The sequence below is a fragment of the Streptomyces canus genome (assembly GCF_041435015.1).
Lineage (GTDB): Bacteria > Actinomycetota > Actinomycetes > Streptomycetales > Streptomycetaceae > Streptomyces > Streptomyces canus_G.
The window spans coordinates 4,428,561-4,451,743 of the sequence record NZ_CP107989.1 but is presented as its reverse complement, the minus strand read 5'-3'; the positions used below and the strand labels follow the sequence as shown (position 1 = coordinate 4,451,743).

The window sequence follows — 23,183 nt, the reverse complement described above, 5'->3', positions numbered from 1 at the left end:
GCGCCGTCAGGCGGGTTCAGGCGTCCGACGCTTGCGTCCGGCGCTTGAACACGAACGCCGTCGCCACTCCCGCCACCAGTCCCAGCAGGTGCCCCTGCCAGCTGACGCCCGACTGCGTGGGCGCCAGGCCCACCAGTATCGACGTGCCCCAGACCGCACCGACCAGCAGACCCACCAGCACCCCCAGTGGGCGCCGCTCCACGAAGCCGCTGACCAGCAGGTAGCCGAACAGGCCGAAGATCAGGCCCGACGCGCCCGCCGTGTTGGTGTGGGCCGGGGCTATGAGCCAGACGCCCAGGCCGTCGGCCACGATGATCAGGGCGCAGACGGCGGCGAACCGGCGCAGGCCGCCGAGGGCCGCGAGGAAGCCCATGACCAGCAGCGGGACGCTGTTCGCGGCCACATGGGCGAAGCCGAAGTGGATGAAGGCGGCCGGGACGACGTCGACCAGCTCGGACGGGGTGCGTGGCGTGATGCCGAGGCCGTCGAGCGCGTGGCCGCTCGCCACGTCCACGACTTCCAGCAGCCACAGCAGCGCGACCCAGCCCACCATCAGCTTGGCCGCGGCCTTGGCGCGATCACCGCGCGACCACTCGAGTTCCCTGCTCGTCATGGCGACCCCCACCACTCACTCGTCCCCATCCAAGGAACGACCGGACCCCTTGGCCGGTTCCCACTCTGTGACGCCGGATAGGCTCGGGGGTGTGAACCCAGTCAAGCCAGGAGAGACGCGGCGTACGCCTTGGATCGTAGGGGTGTCCGGCGCCTCCGGCACCCCGTATGCCGCGTCCGTGCTGCGTGCGCTCCTCGCCGCCGGCGAGAGCGTCGACCTGGTGATCTCCCGCGCCTCGCGGCTCACCCTCCTCGACGAGACGGGGATCTCCTTCCGGGACGCGCACTGGCGCGAGGACCTGCGGGAATGGCTGGACCGGGGGGCCGACGGCAAGCCCGGCACCTTCGAGGCGGACATCACCGACGTGCGGTACTGGAACGCCGGGGACCTGGCAGCGGGGCCGTCCTCGGGGTCGTATCCGAGCAAGGGGATGCTGATCGTCCCCGCCTCCACCGCCTGCGTCGCCGGAGTCGCCCTCGGCCTCTCCAAGGACCTGCTGCAGCGGGCCGCGAGCGTCACCCTCAAGGAGCGCCGCAGGCTGGTCGTGGCCGTACGGGAGACCCCCTTGAACGGCCAGACCCTCCGGCACCTCGTCACGCTCGACGACGCGGGCGCGAGCGTGGTCCCGGCCTCGCCGGGTTTCTACGCCGGCGCCACCCACATCCAGGACCTGGTGGACTTCGTCGCCGGGCGGGTGCTGGACGCGGCAGGCGTCGGGCACGGGCTGTACCGCCGCTGGGAGGGCGAGCTGGGCGGCGGCACGTCGGGTCGGTAAGGCACGTGGCAGTACCTCTCATCACTTCAGGCACTTTTCAGCGGAAGGCTTCGATCGCATGGACGCGGTGGACAGGCAGCTCATCCAGGCCCTGAGGGAGAACGGCCGGGCCTCCTACGCGGAGCTGGGGCGCCTCGTCGGTCTGTCGGGACCCAGCGTCACCGACCGCATCAACCGGCTGGAGGCGGCCGGGGTCATCACCGGTTACCGCGCCACCGTCGACTCCGCCTCGCTCGGCCTCGGCGTCACCGCGCTGATCGGCATCTCGCTGGGGGACGCGGTCGACCACGAGGACGTGGCGCGCCGGCTGAGGGACCTCGGCGAGATCGAGGACTGCTGGTTCATCGCGGGCGACGACTCGTACATGCTGAAGGTCCGGGCGTCGGACGTCGACGGTCTGGAGAAGATCATCCGGCGGCTGTCCGGGACCAAGGGCGTCTCCCGGACCCGTACCACGATCGTGCTCTCCACGAAGTGGGAGAACCGGGTCGGAGAGCTGCCCGAAGAGGCGTAGACGTACGGTTGTCGGAGTCGTTCGGGGTCGTCGGAAGAGGTGTGGGCATGGATGTCGGGCTCAAGCGCGAGCTGGAGGAGAAGGTCGGGGCCGGTGAACGGCTGACCCGTGAGGACGGCATCGCACTGTACGAGTCGGACGACCTGGCCTGGCTCGGCGGCCTCGCGCACGAGGTGCGGACGCGGAAGAACGGCGACGTCGTCCACTTCAACGTCAACCGCCACCTCAACATGACCAACGTGTGCACGGCGTCCTGCGCCTACTGCTCCTTCCAGCGCAAGCCGGGCGAGAAGGACGCGTACACGATGCGCATCGAGGAGGCGGTGAAGCTCGCCAAGGCGATGGAGGGCGAGAACCTCACCGAGCTGCACATCGTCAACGGCCTGCACCCGAACCTGCCGTGGCGCTACTACCCGCGGTCGCTGCGCGAGCTGAAGGCCGCGCTTCCGGACGTCTCCCTGAAGGCCTTCACCGCGACGGAGATTCACCACTTCGAGACCATCTCGGGTCTGTCGGCGTCGGAGATCCTGGACGAGCTGATCGACGCGGGCCTGGAGTCCCTCACCGGCGGTGGCGCGGAGATCTTCGACTGGGAGGTCCGGCAGCACATCGTGGACCACAGGACCCACTGGGAGGACTGGTCCCGGATCCACCGCCTGGCGCACGAGAAGGGTCTCAAGACCCCGAGCACCATGCTGTACGGCCACATCGAGGAGCACAGGCACCGTGTCGACCACGTCCTGCGTCTGCGCGAGCTCCAGGACGAGACCGGCGGCTTCCAGGTCTTCATCCCGCTGCGTTACCAGCACGACTTCGTGGACGTGAAGGACGGCAAGGTCAGGAACCGCCTCCAGGCGCGCACGCGGATGGCGACGGGCGCGGAGGCCCTGAAGACCTTCGCGGTCTCCCGGCTGCTGTTCGACAACGTCCCGCACGTCAAGGTCTTCTGGGTCATGCACGGCGTCCAGACCGCCCAGCTGGCCCTCCAGCACGGCGCGGACGACATGGACGGCTCGGTGGTCGAGTACAAGATCACCCACGACGCCGACAACTACGGCACCCCGAACAAACTGACCCGCGAGGACCTGCTGGACCTGATCCGCGACGCGGGCTTCCGCCCGGTGGAGCGGAACACGCGGTACGAGATCATCCGCGAGTACGACGGTCCGGACGCGGGGCGCCGGGAGGCACCGCAGCCGATGCGGCTCTGACCCCGAGGTCGGACGCCCAGGGGCGCGGGGAACTGCGCGACCGGCCCCCACCGGCCCGCAGTCGTGCTTCCGGCGCGAGTGGCCCTGTTCGGTCGCGCGGGCCCGCCCGCGGCGACGCCGACGCTCGGCGGACGGCAGCTGCAGCCACGCAGGGGCGCGGGGAACTGCGCGACCGGCCCCCACCGGCCCGCGGCCGCTCCCGGCACAAGTCGTCCCCTTCGTTCGCGTTCTCCCACCCCGGGTACTCGCCCACCATGGTGAGCACCACGTCACCCGAAGACGCCTACACCGCCGAACCCTTCGTTCCCGGCCGCGGCGGTCTGGCCGCTCTGCGCAAGGCCGCCGCCGGCTGTCGTGGCTGTCCGCTTCACCGGGACGCGACCCAGACGGTGTTCGGCGAGGGCGCCGTACACGCGCGCGTGATGCTCGTCGGGGAGCAGCCCGGCGATCAGGAGGACCGGCAGGGGAAGCCCTTCGTCGGTCCCGCCGGCAAGCTGCTCGACCGTGCCCTCGCGGAGGCCGGTGTCGAACCGGCGGACGCCTACGTCACCAACGCCGTGAAGCACTTCAAGTTCACGCAGGCCGAGCCACGCAAGCGCCGTATCCACAAGGCGCCCAGCCTCCGGGAGATGACGGCCTGCGGCCCCTGGCTCGCCAAGGAGCTGGAGATCGTCGAACCGGAGTTGATCGTGGTCCTCGGCGCCACCGCGGGCAAGGCGCTGCTCGGCTCGTCGTTCCGGGTGACGCAGGTGCGCGGAACCGTGCTGGAGGAGGAGATCCACGGCAGACGGGAGCGGCTCGTGCCGACCGTGCACCCGTCGGCCGTACTGCGGGCCGAGGACAGGGAGGGCGCGTACCGCGGCCTGGTGGCGGACCTGGAGGTGGCGGCCCGGGCGCTGGGGTGACGTAGGTGACGCCGGAACCCCCTTGAGGCGGCAGATGCGTAATATCTAACCTTGCCTCATGCCCCTTACCTTCACCCTCGACCCGGCCGTCACCCCCGCGCTCCGCGAAGAGGTCCTCGACCTGTGGACGGACGTCTCCAACGCGGGCGGCGCCGTCGGCTTCGTGGCGCCGGTGGGCCGGGAGACGATCCGCCCCGAGCTGGTGAAGCACGTCGCGGCGATAGAGGAGGGGCGGACGCGGTTGCTCGTCGGACGCGACGAGGACGGACAGGTCGCCGCCACCGCCTTCTTCCACTTCAACACGCACCGGCTCATGACCCACTGGGTGTGGCTGTACACGGTCATGATCCACCCCCGCCACCAGGGCAGGGGCTACGGCCGCGACCTCCTCTCGGCGGCGGCCCACGCGGCCCGCACCTTCGAGGGCATCGAGGCGATACGGCTCACCTGCCGCGGCGGCCTCGGTCTGGAGCGTTTCTACGGCTCCTGCGGCTACAAGGAGGTCGGCCGTGTACCCGGCGCGATCCGCGTCGTACCGGGCGACGACCGGGACGACGTGATCATGCTGCTGCCGCTCACCTGACCCCGTTCGAGGGCCGGGTGCCCGGCGTGCTTCACTGGACGGTGCCCCTTTGGGGTGTTCGGGCCGTTCGATACGGATACGGAAGAGTGGATTGACATGCTCCGCTACACGCTGATGCGCCTCGGGATCCTGGTGGGCTGCCTCGTGGTCGTCTGGGGCCTCGTCTACTCCGGCCTCGCCCCGCGCGGCCTCGGCGACTCCAACGGCATGTGGATCGTCCTGCTCTCCCTGCTGCTCTCGGCTCCGATCAGCTTCGTGGTCCTGCGCAAGGAGCGTGACCGAGCCTCCATCAAGGTCGTGCAGCGGGTCGACCGGATGAAGGCCAACCTGGAGGCGAACCGCAGCCAGGAGGACGAAGCCGCCGAGGAGGCGAGCCGTCCTCAGGGGCAGGCCCCGCAGACTTCCTGAGGTCAACGCCCGCGCCGCCGTGCCCGCGTGACCGTAGGCTTTGCGCATGGGTGTCGTGAAGAGCAAGCGGATGCCGCGTGCCGTGCGGGAACAGCAGATGCTGGACGCCGCTGTGGAGATCTTCGGGCAGCGTGGGTACATGGCCGCCTCGATGGACGAGATCGCCGAACTCGCCGGTGTGTCGAAGCCGTTGGTGTATCTGTACCTGAACTCCAAGGAAGACCTCTTCACCGCGTGCATCCGCCGGGAGGCGGCCGCGCTCACGGAGGCGGTGCGGACGGCGGTGCGGACGGATCTGCCCGCCGACCGTCAGCTCTGGGACGGGCTGCTGGCGTTCTTCACCCACACCTCGGGGAGCCCGCACGCCTGGTCCGTGCTGCATCTCCAGGCCCGTATCCACGGTGAGGCGTTCGTCGCCGAGGTCACCGCGATGCGCGAGGAGATCGTGGAGTTCGTGACCCACCTGATCGTGGTCGCGGCCCGCGACGCGCACCGCGATCCCGACCTGCCCGAGCGCGAGGTCGCCGGCCTCGCCGAGGCGCTCGTCGGCGCCGCCGAGTCCCTCGCGGCCTGGGCCAACGCGACCGAGGGCGTGACCGCGAGGCAGTCGGCGGCCACGCTCATGAACTTCGCGTGGGCAGGCCTCGGAAACCTGATGGAGGGCCGACCGTGGACCCTCCGGGACGTGCCCTCCGAGGGCACACCGATGCAGGTCGGCTGACAGCGTTCCCCGACGCTTGTCCTCGGTTCAGGTCGGCCCTGGGGGTGCCGCCGCTTCGGATCGGCACACCACGCTCCGAAGGCGCCCCGCGTCAGGTCGGCCTGCATCGCCCTCCGAGGGCGCCGCGGCAGGTCGGGCCGACACCTCGTCCGAGGCGGGCCCGCGCCAGATCGGCCGACACCTCGTCCGAGGCCCGGCCCGCTTCACGTCAGTGGGTGGACGCCCCCGGTCACATGCACGCGGTCCCCGCCGCACAGTTCGAAGCGCTCGCCGTTCGCCGCGTACGTCACCGTCCCCGGCAGCAGCACCGGTGCCCTGAACTCCGCCCGCACCAGCGCCGCTTGAGGCGTGCCGTGGGCTGCCAGGCAGCGGGCCGCCGTCCACATGCCGTGCGCGATCGTCCTCGGGAAGCCGAAGAGGCGGGCCGTGAGCGGGTACAGGTGGATCGGGTTGCGGTCGCCGGACGCGGCGGCGTAACGCCGGCCGATGTCCCCGGCCAGCCGCCACTCGTCGACGCCGGGCAGCGGTTCATGCCGCTCGCGGTCCCGCTCCCGTTCAGGTTCGTTCGTGCGGTGCCGGGCCAGATAGGTGCTCACCGACTCCCATACGACCTCCTCGCCCACCCGCAGCTCGGTGACGACCGCGGCCTCCGTACCGCGCCGGTGCGGTGCCAACCCGTCGACGTAGACGGTGAGTTCGTACTCGCCCGTCGCCGCCAGCTCCCGGTACCGCGTGATCTCGATCGACGTGTGCACCAGCCCGAGCAACGGCAGTGGGAAGTCCCGCCCGCTCATCAGACTCATGGCCAGGGGAAAGCCCAGCACATGCGGATACGTCACCGGCAACGCGTCCTCCCCGGTCGGGAACCCGCACACCCGCTCGTAGGCGGCAAGCCGCGCGAGGTCCACCCGCAGACCGGGCAGCACCAGCCGGGTGCGGGGGAAGTCCGCGGTCGCGGCGGGCCGCTTGAAGGGGGAGCGCAGGGCGCCCAGGGCCAGGAGGGGAGTGAGGGAGGGAGACCGAGCGAGGACGGTGAGCGGTCCGCGGGGATCCGAGCCGTGGCCGTTCGACTCCGCGCCGCACGACCCCTCGGCCCGCCCGTCGTCCGAGTGCATCCCCACTACGCCCCCAGCAGACTCTGGCCGCACACCCGCACGACCTGCCCGTTCACCGCGCCGGACGCCGGATGCGCCAGCCACGCCGTCGTCTCGGCCACGTCGGCCGGCAGCCCGCCCTGTCCGAGGGAGTTCATCCGCCGTCCCGCCTCCCGGATGAACAGCGGGATCGCCGCCGTCATCTTCGTCTCGATGAACCCGGGAGCGACCGCGTTCACCGTGACCCCGTGCTCGGCCCGCGCCCGGGGCGCCAGCGAGCGCACCAGCCCGACGACACCCGCCTTGCTCGCGCCGTAGTTCGTCTGCCCGGCGTTCCCCGCGAGCCCCGCGATGGACGCGGTGGCGACGATCCGTCCGCCCCGCCGCAGCGTGCCCGCCTCCAGTAGCGCGTCCGTCGTGCGCAGCACGCTCGCCAGGTTCACCTCGAGCACCGAACTCCAGCGTTCGGCGGGCATGTTGACCAGTCGCCGGTCCCGGGTGATCCCCGCGTTGTGGACCAGCACGTCCAGCCCCTCGGGCAGCGCCTCGGCGATCCGAGCGCCCGCGCCCGCGGCCGTGATGTCCAGCGCGAGGGCACTGCCCCCGAGGCGCGCGGCAAGCTGCTCGGCATCCGCCGACGCCGCCGGCACGTCGAGTACGACCACCCGGGCCCCGTCCCTGGCCAGCGTCTCGGCGACCGCCGCACCGATGCCCCGCGCCCCGCCGGTCACCAGGGCCGTCCGCCCGGCGAGCGGGAGGGACCAGTCGACGTCGGCCTCCTGCGCCTCTCCGACCTCGATCACCTGTCCGCTGACGTACGCCGATTTGGGGGAGAGCAGGAAACGCAGCGTCGACTCGGCCGCGGACGCGTCGGTGAGCCGTACGAGGTTGACCGTTCTGCCCCGCCCGATCTCCTTGCCGAGCGAGCGCGTGAATCCCTCCAACGCCTGCTGGGCGGCGGCCTGGTGATGGTCGACGGGATCGAGCGGCGCCCCCAGGACGACGATCCGTCCGCTCTCGGCGACCGACCGCACCACCGTGTGCAGTGCCGCGTGCACCTCAGCGAGCCCCTCGACGTCCCGCACCCCGGTGGCGTCGAGGAGGACCGCGGCCGGTGCGTCCGACGGGGACGGGAACGTCGGCCCGGAAAGCTGTGACTTCCCCGCCGTGAGGTGCAGCACCCCGCCCTCGAACCCGGGGGACCCCTCCGACCACCGCCGCAGAACCGCGGGTTGCGGAAGCCCCAGGCGGCGGGTGAGGAACCGACCCGGCGCGGTACCGGTGAAGCTCAGATAGCGGTCGGCCATGTCCATCTCCCGGGTCGGTCGCAGAGTCCTTACTCTGGAGTAAGGTTACCGTAGGTAAGCCGTTGTCCGAGGTGAGGAACTGGTGGAAATGAGCCCCCTGAAACCGCCGGTCGCCCGGCGCGTGGCGATCGTCGCCGGTGCCCGCGTCCCCTTCGCCCGCTCGGACGGTCCGTACGCCACCGCCTCGAACCAGGACATGCTCACCGCCGTCCTCGACGCCCTCGTCGAGCGGAACGGGCTCCAGGAACCGGGCATGGTGGGGGAGTTCGTCGCCGGTGCCGTCCTCAAGCACAGCCGCGACTTCAACCTCGCGCGCGAGACGGTCCTCGGCTCGAAACTGGACCCGCGCACCCCGGCGTACGACATCCAGCAGGCCTGTGGGACCGGTCTCCAGGCCGTCATCGCCGCCGCCAACAAGATCGCCCTGGGGCAGACCGAATCCGCGATCGCGGGCGGCGCGGACACCGCGAGCGACGCGCCCCTCGGCGTCAACGACGACCTGCGCCGCATCCTGCTGGAGGCCCGGCGCGCGAAGTCGGCCGGCGCCCGCCTGAAGGCGCTCGCGCGCATCCGTCCGACCCACCTGGCCCCCGACATCCCCCGCAACGCCGAACCCCGCACCGGTCTGTCCATGGGCGAGCACGCGGCCGTCACCGCCTGCGCCTGGGGCGTGACCCGTCAGGCCCAGGACGAGCTGGCGGCGACGAGTCACCAGCGGCTGGCGGCGGCGTACGAACGCGGCTTCTTCCAGGAGCTGGTGGTCCCCTTCCGGGGGCTGGCCCGCGACCAGAACCTCCGCCCCGACTCGACCGCCGCCAAACTCGCCACGCTCAAGCCGGTGTTCGGGCTCAAGGACCCCGACCCGACCATGACGGCCGGGAATTCGACCCCGCTGACGGACGGCGCGGCGGTCGTGCTGCTGGCGTCCCAGGAGTGGGCGCAGGCGCGCGGCCTGGAGGTACTGGCCTACCTCACGGCGTACGAGACGGCGGCCGTGGACTTCGTGCAAGGGGATGTCGTACAGGGAGAGGACGGTCTGCTCATGGCGCCCGCGTACGCCGTCCCCCGCATGCTGGAGCGAGCCGGTCTCGGCATGGACGACTTCGACCTGGTCGAGATCCACGAGGCCTTCGCCTCCCAGGTCCTGGCGACCCTCGCGGCCTGGGAGAAGCAGGGCCTGGCCCCGGTGGACCGGGCCCGCCTCAACGTCGCCGGATCCTCCCTCGCCACCGGGCATCCCTTCGCCGCGACCGGTGCGCGGATCGTCGCCACGCTGGCAAAACTGCTGGCCGAACGGGACGGCCCGAGTCGCGGCCTGATCTCGGTGTGCGCGGCGGGCGGGCAGGGGGTGACGGCGATTCTGGAGCGGCCGTAAGCCCCGACAGCTGACAAAGTCTCACTTTGCGGTCGAGGTTGCACAGTCCCGGCTCCGGACCATCAACGAACCCGCACAGACCCCCCACTTGGGCCACTTAGGATCACCGTCCTAACCCCAGGTAACCCTTCCCGGCGCACTCGCGGGTGAACGCCCCGGTACGTCCCCTGCGTACCTCATGCAGCGGAACGTTACCGAGCTGCACGTCCCAGGAGCTGACCATGTCCCTCTCGTACGTGTCCGGTCACGACTACGACGGCGCGCCCGTGCTCGTGGAACCCGAGATCGTGCGGCTGGACGGCGAGGTCCGTGAGGTGTCGGTGCCGCCGCTGGCCCCGCCGCGGACGCATGGCTCGCTCGCCGACCTGCCCTTCGACAACGCCGAGGCGGCGCCGGAGCAGCGGGTGATGAGCCGCCGTACGGAGGACGGCCGCTGGGTCGATCTGACGGCGGCGGAGTTCGCCGGGCAGGTGCTGGCCGTGGCGAAGGGCCTGATCTCGGAGGGCCTGATGCCGGGCGACCGGGTCGCGGTCATGGCGCGCACGACGTACGAGTGGACGCTCCTCGACTTCGCCGCCTGGGCCGCGGGCCTGGTGACGGTCCCCATCTACCCCACGTCCTCCGTCTTCCAGACCCGTTTCATCCTCCAGGACTCCGGCGCGGTCGCCCTGCTGACGGAGACGGCCGGCCAGGCCGCGGCCCTCGGTCCCGAGCTCAGTCGCCTTCCCGACCTGCGGCACATGTGGATCATGGAGAAGGGTCACGTGGAGCGTCTGGGAGAACTCGGCCAGGCCGTCCCCGACCAGGAGATCGGCGTACGGCGCGGCATGCTGGGCCCGGGCACGGTCGCCACCGTCGTCTACACCTCCGGCACCACCGGCCGCCCCAAGGGCTGTGTGCTCAGCCACGGCAACTTCCTCGCCGAGGTCGACAACGCGATCGAGCTTCTCTATCCGGTCTTCAAGTCGAAGTCGGACGAGGCGGACCTGGCGACCCTGCTCTTCCTGCCCATCTCGCACGTCTTCGGCCGCATGGTGGCCATCGCCTGCGTCCGCGCCCGCGTCCGCCTCGGCCACGCGCCGAGCCTCCAGGCCGAGGACCTGCTCGCCGACCTGAGCAGCTTCAAGCCGACCTTCCTCCTCGTGATCCCCTACATGCTGGAGAAGGTCTTCAACAACGCCCGCGCCAAGGCGGAGAGCGGTGGCCGGGTGACGGTCTTCGACCGCGCGACCAACGTCGCCGTCCGCTACGGCGAGGCGATGGAGACCCGCCACGCGGGCACCGGCTCCGGCCCGGGCGCGGCCCTCAGAACGGCCCGCACCTTCTACGACCCGCTCGTGTACCGCCGTATCCGCAACGCCATGGGCGGCAGGATCCGGCACATCATCTCCGGCGGCTCCCCGCTCGGCCGCCGGCTCGCCGCGTTCTACGCGGGCGCGGGCATGGAGATCTACGAGGGCTACGGCCTGACGGAGTCGACGGGGGCCGCGACCTGCACCCCTCCCCTGAAGCCCCGCCTGGGCACGGTCGGCTGGCCCATCCCGGGCACCCGGGTCCGCATCGCGGCGGACGGCGAGATCCTGCTGAACGGGGGTCAGGTGTTCCGGGGTTACTGGGATCCGTACGGCGAGGGGGTGGCCCCCGCCTCGGCCGACGGCTGGTTCCCGACCGGTGACATCGGACAGCTGGACGACGAGGGCTACCTCACGATCACGGGCCGCAAGAAGGAGATCCTGATCACGGCCGGCGGCAAGAACGTCGCCCCGGCCCCGCTGGAGAACTGGCTCCGCTCGCACCCCCTGATCTCGCAGTGCATGGTCCTCGGCGACCGCCGCCCCTACATCTCGGCCCTGATCAGCCTGGACATGGACGGCGTCAACCACTGGCGCCAGATGAACGGCAAACACCCTGTTCCCGCCGAACTTCTCATGAACGACGAGGAGTTGAGGACGGTCCTGCAACGCGCGGTGGACGAGGCCAACAAGATGGTCTCCCGCCCCGAGTCCATCCGCCGCTTCACCGTCCTGCCGACCGACCTCACCGAGGCGGCGGGCCATCTGACCCCGTCGATGAAACTGCGCCGGGAGGCGGTCATGCGGGACTTCGCCGGGGCGATCGAGGGGCTGTACGAGCGCTGAGCGCCGTGGTCGGTGGAGACCTCATGAAGACGTTTGCGGTTCGCTGCAAGTGTGACCTAGGTTAGGTGTACGAAACGGTTTCGGACCGATGTGGGTGGTCCGAGCAATCCGAGCCCCATGAGGGGAGCACCAACGTGGAAGCCATTCCGGCAGCCACCGCCCAGGTCGTGCCGTCCGGCCAGTCCCAGGCCCCGCCGAAACACCGATGGTGGGCGCTGGCCGTGATCGGTCTCGCCCAGCTCATGGTCGTGCTCGACGCCACGATCGTGAACATCGCGTTGCCGTCCGCGCAACAGGACCTGGGCTTCGACAACAACGGCCGGCAGTGGATCGTCACCGCCTACTCCCTCGCCTTCGGAAGCCTGCTGCTGCTCGGCGGCCGCCTCGCCGACCTCTTCGGCCGCAAGACGACCTTCATCATCGGCATCGTCGGCTTCGCCGCCGCCTCCGCGGTCGGCGGCGCGGCGAACGGCTTCACCATGCTGGTCGTGGCGCGCGCGGTGCAGGGCCTGTTCGGCGCCCTGCTCGCACCGGCGGCGCTCTCCCTGCTGACGACGACGTTCACCGAACCCAAGGAACGCGCCAGGGCGTTCGGCATCTTCGGTGCCATCGCCGGTTCCGGCGCCGCCGTCGGCCTGGTCCTCGGCGGCCTGCTCACCGAGTACCTGGACTGGCGCTGGACGCTCTACGTCAACGACGTCATCGCGGTGCTCGCGCTGGTCGGCGCCGTCGTCTTCATCGGCCGCTCCGTCCCGGCCGAACGGCCCCGGCTGGACATCCCCGGCGTGGTCCTGGTCTCCGGCGGCCTGTTCGGCATCGTCTACGGCTTCGCCAACGCGGAGACGCACGACTGGGACAACTGGATGACCTGGGGCTTCCTCGCCGCGGGCGGCATCCTGCTGGTGGCGTTCTTCCTCTGGCAGGCGCGGGCGAAGCACCCCGTGCTGCCGCTGCGGGTCCTGGCCGACCGCGACCGTGCCGCCGCCCTGTCGACCATCCTCATCTCGTCCGCCGGGATGTTCGGCGTCTTCCTCTTCCTCACCTACTACCTCCAGTCGACGCTGGGCTATTCACCGGTCAAGAACGGCGTGGCCTTCCTGCCCATGGTGGGCGCGCTGATGGTGATGGCGCAGCTGTCCACCAACTGGCTGGTCCCGAGGATCGGCCCCAAGATCGTCGTACCCCTCGGCATGCTGGTCGGCGCGGGCGGCATGGTCTGGCTGACCCGCCTCGGCCTCGACAGCAGCTACGCCTCCCACGTGCTGCCGCCGCTTCTGCTGCTCGGCGCGGGGCTCGGCATGTCGATGCCCGCGGCGATGAGCTACGCCACCCTCGGGGTGCAGGCGAACGACCAGGGCGTGGCCTCGGCGGCCCTCAACACCACCCAGCAGGTGGGCGGTTCGATCAGCACGGCGCTGCTGAACACCCTGGCCGCCACCGCCGCCACGAACTATGCGAAGGACCACCTGTCCGACCCGCTGGTCAAGGCGAACGCGGCGCTGCACAGCTACGAGGTCGCCTACTGGTGGTCGGCGGGCTTCTTCGCCGTCGGCGTCATCATCACGGCGCTGCTGTTCCGCGCGAAGAGGAGGGAAACCGCACCCGCGGAGCAGACCGAGGCACCGGCCGAGGCCGCGCCCACCGCCCCCACGGCAGCCCTCCCCGCCACGGACACGGCGGCGGCGCCCGTCATCCGCGGACAGGTGCGCGACGGCACGGGCACCCCCGTACCCCGCACCGCGATCACCCTGCTCGACGGCTCCGGCCGCCAGCTGGCCCGCGCCACCTCCGGCGAGGACGGCACGTACGCCCTCGACACCGCCGAGCGCGGCAGCCTGGTCCTCATCGGCTCGGCGCCCGGCCACCAGCCCCAGGTCGTCACCCTGAGCGTGAACGGTGCGCCCGTCTCCCACGACCTCGTCATCCTGCCCAGCCCCGGCGGCCTGACCGGCACGGTGCGCGGCGGGGACGGCGAGCCCCTGCCCGGCGCGCTGGTGGTGGCCACCGACCAGCGCGGTGACGTGACGGCTTCCGTCACCGCCGGGACGGACGGCGGGTACCAGCTCGCCGAACTGCTGCCCGGCGACTACACGCTGAGCGTCAGCGCACCCGGCCACCGCCCGGTCGCCGTACCCGCCACCGTCTCCGCCGAGACCGCCCGCCTCGACCTCGAGCTGACGGTCGCGGCGACCCTGCGGGGCACGGTCCACACCCCGGACGGACGCGCCCTGGACGACGCCCGGGTCACCCTGATCGACGCCGCCGGCAACGTCGTCGGCACGCGCACCACGAGCGTCGACGGCGGCTACGCCTTCACCGACCTCGCGAGCGAGCAGTACACGGTGATCGCGAGCGGGTACCCGCCCGTGGCCACCCAGGTCACCGTGAACGGCAGCCAGGACGGGGTCGACCTCAGCCTGAGCCACAAGGAGGCGTAGGGGGCGGAGGGAAGCGTAGGGACGTACGGGGCTGTCGGTTCTCCTCAGCAGCCGCGTACGTCCTTCGTCAGCACCCCCTGCTCCGTCGCGAGCGTGTGGTCGTAGCAGGTTCCCGGGGCCCGGAGCCGGTACCGCTCGCCCGTGGTGGCGACCGCGTGCCGTTCCTCGCGGGCCACGCCGAGGGTGAAGGTGGCGTCGCCCTGGTACGTGTCGTCGATACGGGTGGCGCCCGACCGGGCGTGGTCACCGATGGACATGAGGACCCGCAGCCGGTTGGCGCTGTCGATGGTGGCGCGCCCGTCGAGGGTGTAGGTGCGGTCGGTGCGGGACAAGTGGCCGTTGGACGTGACGAGTTGGTGGTCGGTCCACGTGCCGGACTGATTGTCCGTGTTCTCGTCGGGCGTCCACTGGTGGTCGATCGCCGTGGTCAGGGTCCGCTCGACGGTCGTGGTGACCCGGCCGTGGGAGGTGTTCAGATACCCGCTGACCTTCAGGTGGTCCTTGCCGGAGGTCACGAGGTGCCGCAGCGATCCGTCGGTGAAGGTGTTGCCCACCGCGGGAGCGTCCTTCTTGTACGACGTCACGGCCCCCGTCACCACCGACTTGTGGGCGTCCTGCCACACCAGGACGTTGGTCGGCGCGCTCCACCCGGTCTGTCCGGCCGGAACTCCGACCACCTTGACGTCCACGGTGTGCGCCTTGCCGTCGTTGAGGAGGCCCGCGAACGGGGTCAGGTCGAAGGTGAGCGGACGTACGTCGAAGGCGGTCGGGGACGGAATCACCGACCACAGATACGGCGACCAGCCGCCGGTCCACACGTTCGGGTAAGGCGACGCGATCCCGGCGACCTTCCCGTCCACGCTCACCTGCACCTCGCGGTACGGCCCGTCGTCCCCGCCCTGGCAGGAGTACGACGCGGAGGGCGTGGTCGCGGAGTACCAGAACTCCTCGCAGCCGCCGCCCGATCCGGTCGCGTACACCTCGGCGAGGATGCGCTCGGAGTTGCGGGGGACGGTGAGGGAGGCGCCGGTGGTGACGCTGTCCTGGTCGCTGAGGGGGATGACCTGATCCGGGGCGGACGAGGCGTGACCGTGCCTGGGGGCGTAGAAGGTGAGCGTCACCTTGACGTCGAGCACGCCCGTGTAGGTGTCGTTGACAACGTTGCCGATGAGCATGTCGACGGACTGGGCGCTGCTCAGCGTCTTCTGGTACTCGGTGACGTCCTTCTCGACGGACCAGTCGATCCCGTCCTGCGAGGGCTCCGGGGTGGACGTCCGGAACACCTGCACCCCACCGATGTCCAGATACCCCAGCCGGTCGTACTGCCGCCCCTTCACGTTCCCGTCCATCCGCAGCACGACCTTCGACCACCGCCCCGGGGTCCCGCAGCCGGTCGGCGGTGTGTACGTCCCCGTGTACGGCGTGAAGTCCTTGAACTGTGCCTCCGCGACCGTGACCGAACACGCCTTGGTGTGCGGGGTGCTGATCGGCGGGGCGGCGGTGACGGGGTCGTGGTAGTCGGTGCCGAACTCGACGGGGACGGTGGGGCCGCCGGCGGCCGCCGTGCCCGCCGCGAGGGCCAATGAGGCGAGCGCGGCGGCGAGGACGGTGGCGGCCCGGCGCAGGGGAGGGTGAGGTCTTCTCATGCGCCGCAGTGAACCCGGGCTGCCCCTCCGGTGACCAGAGGACCAGGAGAGGTCTTGACCAATTCCAGTCTGTTCGCTGACCTTCGCGGTCACCGGGAGACGTCGGTCACGAAGTGCGCCCACGCGGTGGGGGAGAGGGTGAGGTGAGGGCCGGTGGGGTGCGGGTGCTTGGAGTCGCGGAGGTGGATGGTGGCGGGGGTGACGGCGACTTCCAGGCATTCGCCGCCCTCGCCGCCGCTGTAGCTGGACTTGAACCAAGTGAGCTGCCCGATGTTCATAGCTCCTCCAGCTTCTGCTCGATCAACTTCCGGGACTCCGAAGGGGAGAGTGCCATCGCTCGCATGATCCCATAGCGGTCGGTGATCTTCCGGACCTCTTCCGACTCGGTGATCAGGCGGGGATACCCCTGGACCTCCGTGTACGCCACCTGGTTGTGCCCCTTGGGTGTCAGCAGGTTGAACGCGCCGTCCATGTTGGGGTGTTCCTCCAGTGTGGACGGCATCACCTGGATCTCGACGTTCTGCATCCGGCCCACCTGCAGTAGCCGCCGCAGCTGGTCCGCGTGCACTCGCCGTCCGCCGATCGGCCGGTCCAGCACGATCTCTTCGAGGACATAGCTCACGATCGGGACGGGCCAACGCCCGAAGACCTGCTGTCGGGAGAGGCGATCCGCGACCCGCTTCTCGATGGTCTCCTCGTCAAGAAACGGTCGCCGCCTTGCGAACACGGCTCGTGCGTATTCCTCGGTCTGCAACAGACCCGGCACCCCGTGGTTGGCGTAGAAGTGCAGCTCGACCGCCTCCGCCTCCAGCCCAGCGTAGCTGCGGTACCACTCCGGATGCCGGGTCCGAACCTTCGCCATGGCCTCCTCGACCTCGGGGACGACCTCTTTCAACAGGCCCCCGGCGTCGAGCAGTTCGTCCGCCTTCAGCAGGACCTCCGGCCGTAGAGTCCGGACGCCCCGCTCCATGGCCGAGACCGCGTCGGGGCCGTATCCCACCAGCTCCCCGAACTCCTTCTGCGTCAGCCCCTTCCGCTCCCGCAGGAACTTCACCATCTTGCCCAGCGCGACGAACAACCCCGCCGTACCGTCCGCCTCCGCAGGCGTCTCCGGCCTCCGCTCACCCATGCGCCCCACCCCTCCCACGCGACAACCCGTACACCGAACCGACCGCACTCGTACAGCTACTCAGCGTCGCCGAGTCGCACCTGGTCAGCGTAGGGAGAACCCAGCACGCTCAGTGACGTGAACGCCGAAATCTCCACCCCCACCGACGAACTGACCCAGCGTCTGAGCGCGACGCCCCGTGGTGCCCGCCTGGCCCGCAGGCTCACGGCCACCCAGCTCGCGGCATGGGGCCACTCCCACGACACCGACGTGAACGACACCGCGCAGCACCTCGTCGCCGAGCTCGCCGCCAACGCGGTGACCCACGGCCGCGTACCCGGAAGGGACTTCGAGCTGCGCCTCCTCCGGCTCCCGGAGAACACGCTCCGTATCGAGGTGAGTGACCCCAGAGGCGACCGCCCGCTCCGGTTCGTCAACGACGAGGACGGTGAGCACGGGAGAGGCCTGATCCTCGTCACCCTGCTCGCCCGTACCTGGGGCGTGACCGATCGGGACGTCGGCAAGACGGTCTGGGCCGAGATCGGGCTGGGGTGATGACGCCGACGATCGGCTCCACAGGCGCGCTTCGTCCGGGGGCTTCGGACACAGCGTGAGCGGTGGGATACGGGGAAAGGAATGGTGACGATCTTCATCCGAGGCAGGCAGCGTAGGAAGTCGACCTGGTCGGGAGGATGTACGAAAGCCGACAGTGAGGGGGAGATCTATGCGTGAGCGGCGGCTTCACGGATGTTTCGGAACGCTGATGGGGCTTGCGCTCGCGGTGCTCACTGCCATGCTTCTCGGCAGGGCGCTGAGCGCCTGCGACGCCGGCGTCAACGGCGCGGCGAACGGTACCTTCCTGATCATCCTTTTCATCCCGTCCCTCTGGGGCCTTCTGACCCTGAGTTGGGTGATGGTGGGCGCCCTCCTGGGGAGGCTAGCCCTCCTCCATGCTCTCGCCCTCATGGTGGTGCTCCCCGCTCTGTGCTGGTGTGCTGTCTCCTTCTTCTGGAGCGGCGCCACGTACGAATGCCCCAGCGGTGTACCACCGTGGTGGCCCGGCTTCCTCCCCGCTCCGGGATTCTGAGCCGAGGGCCTGTACCAGCCCCACCCGGCGGGAAACCCTCGCCGTCCTCCACGCCTCTTGACTTCTCAAGACCCCCGCGCGACGTTCCGGACCCTTCGTCCATACCAACCGCAGGGGGGACCCGACCATGAGTGTGACCCGAAGACATCTGCTGGCCGTCGGTGCGGGGGCCGGGGCGGCGGCCGTCGCCGCCGGAGTGCAACAGGGCGCGAGCGCCGCCGACTTGCCACCTCTCGGGACGTACGACATCGTCGTCATCGGTTCCGGCGCCGCCGGTATGACCGCCGCGCTCACTGCCGCGAAGCAGGGGCTCAGCACCGTGGTGCTGGAGAAGGCGCCCACCTTCGGCGGGTCCGCGGCCCGGTCCGGGGCCGGGATCTGGATCCCGAACAACCCCGTCCTCCTCGCCGCCGGTGTCCCGGACACCCCCGCCAAGGCGGCCGCCTACCTCGCCGCCGTTGTGGGACCGGACGTCCCCGCCGCCCGGCAGCGGGCCTTTCTCGCGCACGGCCCCGCGATGATCTCCTTCGTCCTGGCCAACAGCCCGCTGCGGTTCCGCTGGATGGAGGGGTACAGCGACTACTACCCCGAGCTGCCGGGCGGCCTGCCGAACGGCCGCTCCATCGAGCCCGACCAGCTCGACGGCAAGATCCTCGGCGCCGAACTCGCCCATCTGAACCCGCCGTACCTCGATGTCCCCGCCGGACTGGTCGTGTTCAGCGCCGACTACAAGTGGCTCGCCCTGTCCGCCGTGAGCGTCAAGGGTGCCGCCGTCGCCGCCGAGTGCCTGGCGCGCGGCACGAAGGCGGCCTTGCTCGGGCAGACACCGCTCACCATGGGGCAGTCGCTGGCCGCCGGGCTGCGGAAGGGGCTCCTGGACGCGGGCGTGCCGGTACGGCTCAACACGCCCCTCACCGAGCTCTACGTCGAGAACGGCACCGTCGCCGGAGCGGTGACCCCGGGCGGCCTCTACCGTGCCCGCCGGGGCGTGATCGTCGGCTCCGGCGGCTTCGAGCACAACGCGGCGATGCGGGCCCAGTACCAGCGGCAGCCCATCGGCACGGAGTGGACCGTGGGCGCGAAGGAGAACACGGGGGACGGCATCCGGGCCGGGCAGCGACTCGGCGCCGATGTCGCGCTCATGGACGACGCCTGGTGGGGACCGGCCATCCCGCTGCCCGACGAGCCGTACTTCTGCCTCGCCGAACGCACCCTCCCCGGCGGCCTCGTCGTCAACGCGGCAGGGCGGCGGTTCGTCAACGAGGCCGCCCCCTACAGCGACGTCGTCCACACCATGTACGAGCGCAACCCGACCGACCCCGACATCCCGGCCTGGCTGATCGTCGACCAGAACTACCGCAACCGGTACCTCTTCAGGGACATCGCGCCCACCTTCGTCCTCCCCGACGACTGGTACGGCTCCGGCGCCGCCCACAAGGCCTGGTCGTTCGACGCCCTGGCCGCGTCCATCGGCGCCCCGGCCACCGCCCTGCGCACGACCGTCGACCGGTTCAACTCCCTTGCCCTGAAGGGCGACGACCCGGACTTCGGGCGCGGCGACAGCGCCTACGACCACTACTACACGGACCCGTCGGTCCTCCCGAACTCCTGCCTGGCCCCGCTCTGGCTGCCCCCGTACTACGCCTTCCGGCTCGTCCCGGGAGACCTGGGGACCAAGGGCGGCCTGGTGACCGACGCCGGCGCCCGCGTCCTGCGGCCCGACGGCTCCGTCGTCCCCGGCCTGTACGCCGCCGGGAACGCCAGCGCGGCCGTCATGGGCCACAGTTACGCGGGCGCGGGCTCGACGATCGGGCCCGCGATGACGTTCGGGTACATCGCGGCCCGGGATCTCGCGGGGGTGCTCTAGAGGACGGGCCCGTCTTGAAGTCTTGAAGATCCCTTGACGCCAAGTATCTGGCGGAGTTCACCAGTTGGGGCGAAAGATCGTCGGCGGCGGCTGTCTCAGCCGTCCCGCACCCCCCACCAGCGGAGAACTCCATGAACAACAACAGAAGAAGAGCGGCGCTCGCGGGCACGGTCCTGCTGAGCGCCTTCTCTCTGGGCGCCACCCCCGTACAGGCGGCGGGCGACAGCGCGAGCGGCTCCCCGCAGCGCGTCATCATCGTCATGCGAGACCAGCTCACCGACCTCCCGATGCGCACGCAGGCCGCGAAGCGCGGGCAGGCCGCGGCCGACGACCAGGCGCCCGTCGTGGCGCAGTTGAAGAAGAGCGGGGCCACCCGCGTGCACGGGATGAGCCTGATCAACGCCGTCTCCGCCACGCTGGACCCGGCCGCGATGGCGCGGATACGCGACGACCGGCGGGTGGCCGCGGTCGTGCCGGACCTTCCGATACGGCGGCCCGCCCCGGACTCCGCCACCACGGCCGCCGCGGCCACCGCCAAGGGCGCGGCCGCACCCGGCACCGCCTGTCCCAAGGACCCCGCCAAGCCCCTCCTCGAACCCGAGGCGCTTCAGCTGACGCACACCGACGCGGCGCAGCGCACCGCCACCGGCAAGGGGGTCAAGGTCGCCTTCTTCGCCGAGGGCATGGACGCCGCCAACCCCGAGTTCGTCCGACCCGACGGCAGCCGTGTGGTCACCGACTCCGAGGACTTCAGCGGGGACGGCGTGAACGCCGGCACCACCGGCGGCGAGGCCTTCGGTGACGCCAGTGCCATCGCGGCACAGGGCAGCCGTACGTACGACATGTCCGCGCAACTGCCGTACGCCAAGCTCCCGAAGGGCTGCACGTTCCGGGTCCGCGGCTTCGCGCCCGGGGCGCAGCTGATGGACCTGAGGGTGTTCGGCGCGAACTCCTTCACCTCCGGGTTCGTGCGGGCCATCCAGTACGCGGTGGCACACCACGCGGACGTCCTCAGCCAGTCCTTCGGGTCCAACTTCTACCCCGACGCGGCCACCGACCCGATCCGGCTGGCCGACGACGCCGCCGTCGCCGCCGGGGTGACGGTGGTCGCCTCCAGCGGTGACTCCGGGACGTCCGGCACGGTGGGCTCACCCGCGAGCGACCCGAACGTGATCGGTGTCGGCGCCACCACGTCGTTCCGGCTGGCGGCGCAGGGCTACGGCTACCGCAAGTGGACCAGCGACAACATCACCGGGCTGTCCTCCGGCGGTACGACCCAGGGCAACAAGCTGGTCGATCTGGTGGCGCCGGGCATGGTCGGCATGGCCGCCTGCACCGTCGACCCCCGCTGGAGCGACTGCGCCCTGCCCACCCAGGTGTTCGGCGGGACCAGCCAGGCGGCCCCCTTCGCGGCCGGCGCGGCGGCCGACGTCATCCAGGCGTACAAGGACGCGCACGGCGGGGTGCGGCCGTCGCCGGACCTGGTCAAGCGCATCCTGACCGGCACGGCGACCGACCTGCACGTCCCCGCCGACGAGCAGGGCGCGGGGCTGCTGGACACGGGCGCGGCCGTCCGCGCGGCCAGGGCCGTGAACACCCTCGGCGGTTCGCCGAACAGCACCCGGCTCGTCCCCTCGGCAGGGCAGTTGAACGTCGTCGGACAGCCGGGCGGTGAGCGGCAGACCTCCGTCACCCTCACCAACACAGCCGATCGGCCGCAGCGGGTCACGATGTCCTCCCGCACGGTCGGCGCCCAGACCTTCAGCAGCCGGCACAAGGTCACCGTCGGCTCCCCGCTCGCCGGGGACGACCGGGAGGGCAAGCTCGCCGCCCGGCCGTTCACCGTCAAGGTGCCGAAGGGGACCCCGTTCCTGGACGCCGAGATGGTGTGGCCCGGCACCGCGGACTCCGGCAAGCTCGCGCTGGTCCTGGTCGATCCGGCCGGACGGCTGACACAGGTCAGCTACGACTACGACGGCTACGGACTGCACAGCAACTACCAGCACGTCGACGTCCACGACCCGCGCCCCGGCACCTGGACCGTCAAGGTGGTGTGGAACAACGGCCGCATGCACCTTCAGGACAAGCCCCTGAAGCCGGGCACCTACCGCGGCCCGGTCACCGTAAGGATCACCGGCCACCGCTACACCTCGGCCGGCGTCCCCGAGCAGACCCGGACCGTCCCGGCGGGCGGCATCGCGCGGTTCCCGGTACGGATCCCGTTGCCGCGTACGGCCGGTGACGCGCCGTTCTCCCTGCAGTTCGCCTCGGACACGGGGACCCGCCTCTCCCTCCCGGTGGCCCGCCGGACGCTGGTCCCCGTCGACCCGGCCCCCGGACACAGCACCTCCTTCGCCGCCACCCTCACCGGCGGTGTCGGCCGGGACGTCGGCCAGACGAACGGCTACTACCTGGACGTACCGCCCGGCAGGCGTGACCTGACCATCGACCTCACGGCCGAGGACCCCGCCACCGCCCTCGTGTACTACCTGGTCAGCCCCGACGGCCAGATCCTCGCCCGGGACACCGACAGGACCGCGGGGGAACACGGCGTCCCGACGAAGTACTCGAGCCTGACCGCCCACCGCCCGGCCGCGGGACGGTGGACGCTGATCGTCGGACTGCCCGACGCCATCAGCGGAAAGGCCTTCAGCCAGAAGGTCACCGGGACGGTCCGCCTCGACGCCATGACGGCGACAGCGCCCGGCCTGCCGGACAGCCCGTCCCGCGTCCTCAAGCGCGGCAGCACGCTCACTGTCCCGGTCCGGGTGCCCAACTCCGGTCCGGCGGAGCGGCGTTACTACCTCGACCCCAGGCTCGACACCACGGGCGAGATCGCCCTCGTCGAGAACGGCAGCGACAAGTCGGGGACGGCGAAGATCAACGACGGGGGCCTGGGCTGGTTCGTGCCCTCGCACACCACCAAGCTGGTCGCCACGGCCACCGCCGACCGTCCCGTCGACCTGAACATGTACCCCTGGACCGCTTCTCCCATGGTGTTCGGGGAGGCCGGCACCGGTGACACGACGGTCGCCACCGCCCTCGCCGGCCAGCTGGCCTCCGGGCTGTGGAGCACCGAGGTGACCGATCCGGGCCCCTTCGGGGACAAGCCCGCGGGCAAGGGCACCGCGAAGGTCACGCTCACCGCCACGACCCAGTCGTTCGACCCGGCGGCCAAGGCCTCCACCGGTGAGTTCTGGGACCTCGACGCCGACTGGAAGCCTGTCGCCGCCGCCTCGGGCAAGACCGCGACGATGAAGCTCACCCTGACCCCGACCGCACCCGTCGGCACGGTCGTCCACGGAACGGTCTACGTCGACACCGACTCGGCCTTCTCGGGCGTCATGGGGTCCGAGCTGATCGGGATCCCGTACTCCTACACCGTGGGCTGAG

General features: G+C 70.9%; 20 protein-coding genes. 14 read left to right on the top strand and 6 right to left on the bottom strand.

The window, feature by feature from the left end; all coding sequences use genetic code 11:
* Nucleotides 1-16: 16 nt before the first annotated feature.
* Nucleotides 17-613 (bottom strand): rhomboid family intramembrane serine protease, encoded by a 597-nt coding sequence (locus OG841_RS20025; protein ID WP_328640269.1) that lies wholly within the window; start codon nucleotides 611-613, stop codon nucleotides 17-19.
* Nucleotides 614-704: 91 nt separating this feature from the next.
* Between OG841_RS20025 and OG841_RS20020 the strand changes: the two genes are divergently transcribed.
* The 7 genes from OG841_RS20020 to OG841_RS19990 all read left to right on the top strand — a co-directional run bounded on the left by OG841_RS20020 (nucleotide 705) and on the right by OG841_RS19990 (nucleotide 5,730).
* On the top strand, nucleotides 705-1,388 hold the full coding sequence (locus OG841_RS20020) for a UbiX family flavin prenyltransferase (RefSeq protein ID WP_328640270.1): 684 nt from the start codon (nucleotides 705-707) through the stop codon (nucleotides 1,386-1,388).
* A gap of 58 nt (nucleotides 1,389-1,446) precedes the next feature.
* Nucleotides 1,447-1,902 (top strand): Lrp/AsnC family transcriptional regulator, encoded by a 456-nt coding sequence (locus tag OG841_RS20015; protein WP_328640271.1) that lies wholly within the window; start codon nucleotides 1,447-1,449, stop codon nucleotides 1,900-1,902.
* Nucleotides 1,903-1,949: 47 nt separating this feature from the next.
* Nucleotides 1,950-3,113, top strand: a complete 1,164-nt coding sequence (gene mqnE / locus OG841_RS20010; RefSeq protein ID WP_328640272.1) for an aminofutalosine synthase MqnE — start codon at nucleotides 1,950-1,952, stop codon at nucleotides 3,111-3,113.
* A 254-nt stretch (nucleotides 3,114-3,367) separates the two neighbouring features.
* On the top strand, nucleotides 3,368-4,018 hold the full coding sequence (locus tag OG841_RS20005; RefSeq protein WP_328640273.1) for a UdgX family uracil-DNA binding protein: 651 nt from the start codon (nucleotides 3,368-3,370) through the stop codon (nucleotides 4,016-4,018).
* A gap of 58 nt (nucleotides 4,019-4,076) precedes the next feature.
* On the top strand, nucleotides 4,077-4,601 hold the full coding sequence (locus OG841_RS20000; RefSeq protein ID WP_328640274.1) for a GNAT family N-acetyltransferase: 525 nt from the start codon (nucleotides 4,077-4,079) through the stop codon (nucleotides 4,599-4,601).
* A 96-nt stretch (nucleotides 4,602-4,697) separates the two neighbouring features.
* Nucleotides 4,698-5,009, top strand: a complete 312-nt coding sequence (locus OG841_RS19995; protein ID WP_328640275.1) for a DUF4229 domain-containing protein — start codon at nucleotides 4,698-4,700, stop codon at nucleotides 5,007-5,009.
* Between the two features lie 46 nt (nucleotides 5,010-5,055).
* The gene (locus tag OG841_RS19990) at nucleotides 5,056-5,730 is read left to right on the top strand and encodes a TetR/AcrR family transcriptional regulator (protein ID WP_328640276.1); all 675 of its coding nucleotides are present in this window, start codon (nucleotides 5,056-5,058) and stop codon (nucleotides 5,728-5,730) included.
* Nucleotides 5,731-5,933: 203 nt separating this feature from the next.
* On the opposite strand, the gene OG841_RS19985 is transcribed toward OG841_RS19990, so the two are convergent.
* Together OG841_RS19985 and OG841_RS19980 are read right to left on the bottom strand one after the other, a co-directional pair.
* Nucleotides 5,934-6,845 carry a MaoC family dehydratase gene (locus tag OG841_RS19985; protein ID WP_328640277.1) on the bottom strand — a complete coding sequence of 304 codons (912 nt, stop codon included), beginning with the start codon at nucleotides 6,843-6,845 and terminating at the stop codon, nucleotides 5,934-5,936.
* Between the two features lie 5 nt (nucleotides 6,846-6,850).
* Entirely contained in the window at nucleotides 6,851-8,131 is a 1,281-nt protein-coding gene (locus OG841_RS19980) for a 3-oxoacyl-ACP reductase (protein ID WP_328640278.1), read from the bottom strand.
* 88 nt (nucleotides 8,132-8,219) lie between these two features.
* Between OG841_RS19980 and OG841_RS19975 the strand changes: the two genes are divergently transcribed.
* The 3 genes from OG841_RS19975 (at nucleotide 8,220) to OG841_RS19965 (ending at nucleotide 14,082) form a co-directional block, all read left to right on the top strand.
* Entirely contained in the window at nucleotides 8,220-9,506 is a 1,287-nt protein-coding gene (locus OG841_RS19975; RefSeq protein ID WP_328640279.1) for an acetyl-CoA C-acetyltransferase, read from the top strand.
* 221 nt (nucleotides 9,507-9,727) lie between these two features.
* On the top strand, nucleotides 9,728-11,644 hold the full coding sequence (locus OG841_RS19970; RefSeq protein ID WP_328640280.1) for an AMP-dependent synthetase/ligase: 1,917 nt from the start codon (nucleotides 9,728-9,730) through the stop codon (nucleotides 11,642-11,644).
* 134 nt (nucleotides 11,645-11,778) lie between these two features.
* Complete coding sequence (locus OG841_RS19965; RefSeq protein ID WP_371566359.1) at nucleotides 11,779-14,082, top strand: MFS transporter; 2,304 nt, start codon at nucleotides 11,779-11,781, stop codon at nucleotides 14,080-14,082.
* Nucleotides 14,083-14,126: 44 nt separating this feature from the next.
* Here OG841_RS19965 and OG841_RS19960 read toward each other — a convergent pair whose 3' ends face one another.
* The 3 genes from OG841_RS19960 to OG841_RS19950 all read right to left on the bottom strand — a co-directional run bounded on the left by OG841_RS19960 (nucleotide 14,127) and on the right by OG841_RS19950 (nucleotide 16,857).
* Nucleotides 14,127-15,728 carry a peptide-N4-asparagine amidase gene (locus OG841_RS19960; RefSeq protein WP_371566358.1) on the bottom strand — a complete coding sequence of 534 codons (1,602 nt, stop codon included), beginning with the start codon at nucleotides 15,726-15,728 and terminating at the stop codon, nucleotides 14,127-14,129.
* A gap of 89 nt (nucleotides 15,729-15,817) precedes the next feature.
* Nucleotides 15,818-16,006 carry a DUF397 domain-containing protein gene (locus OG841_RS19955; protein ID WP_371566356.1) on the bottom strand — a complete coding sequence of 63 codons (189 nt, stop codon included), beginning with the start codon at nucleotides 16,004-16,006 and terminating at the stop codon, nucleotides 15,818-15,820.
* Nucleotides 16,003-16,857, bottom strand: coding sequence for a helix-turn-helix domain-containing protein (locus OG841_RS19950; RefSeq protein WP_371566354.1), 855 nt, complete (start codon nucleotides 16,855-16,857; stop codon nucleotides 16,003-16,005). The genes OG841_RS19955 and OG841_RS19950 overlap by 4 nt, the downstream gene beginning before the upstream one ends.
* A gap of 117 nt (nucleotides 16,858-16,974) precedes the next feature.
* Here OG841_RS19950 and OG841_RS19945 point away from each other — a divergent pair, with 117 nt between their 5' ends.
* From OG841_RS19945 to OG841_RS19930, 4 genes are all read left to right on the top strand, one after another.
* Entirely contained in the window at nucleotides 16,975-17,391 is a 417-nt protein-coding gene (locus tag OG841_RS19945; protein ID WP_371566351.1) for an ATP-binding protein, read from the top strand.
* A gap of 208 nt (nucleotides 17,392-17,599) precedes the next feature.
* Nucleotides 17,600-17,923 (top strand): hypothetical protein, encoded by a 324-nt coding sequence (locus tag OG841_RS19940; protein ID WP_371566349.1) that lies wholly within the window; start codon nucleotides 17,600-17,602, stop codon nucleotides 17,921-17,923.
* A 127-nt stretch (nucleotides 17,924-18,050) separates the two neighbouring features.
* Nucleotides 18,051-19,790, top strand: a complete 1,740-nt coding sequence (gene kstD, locus OG841_RS19935; protein ID WP_371566347.1) for a 3-oxosteroid 1-dehydrogenase — start codon at nucleotides 18,051-18,053, stop codon at nucleotides 19,788-19,790.
* A gap of 131 nt (nucleotides 19,791-19,921) precedes the next feature.
* On the top strand, nucleotides 19,922-23,182 hold the full coding sequence (locus OG841_RS19930; RefSeq protein WP_371566345.1) for a S8 family peptidase: 3,261 nt from the start codon (nucleotides 19,922-19,924) through the stop codon (nucleotides 23,180-23,182).
* The last annotated feature ends 1 nt before the right edge of the window (nucleotide 23,183 follow it).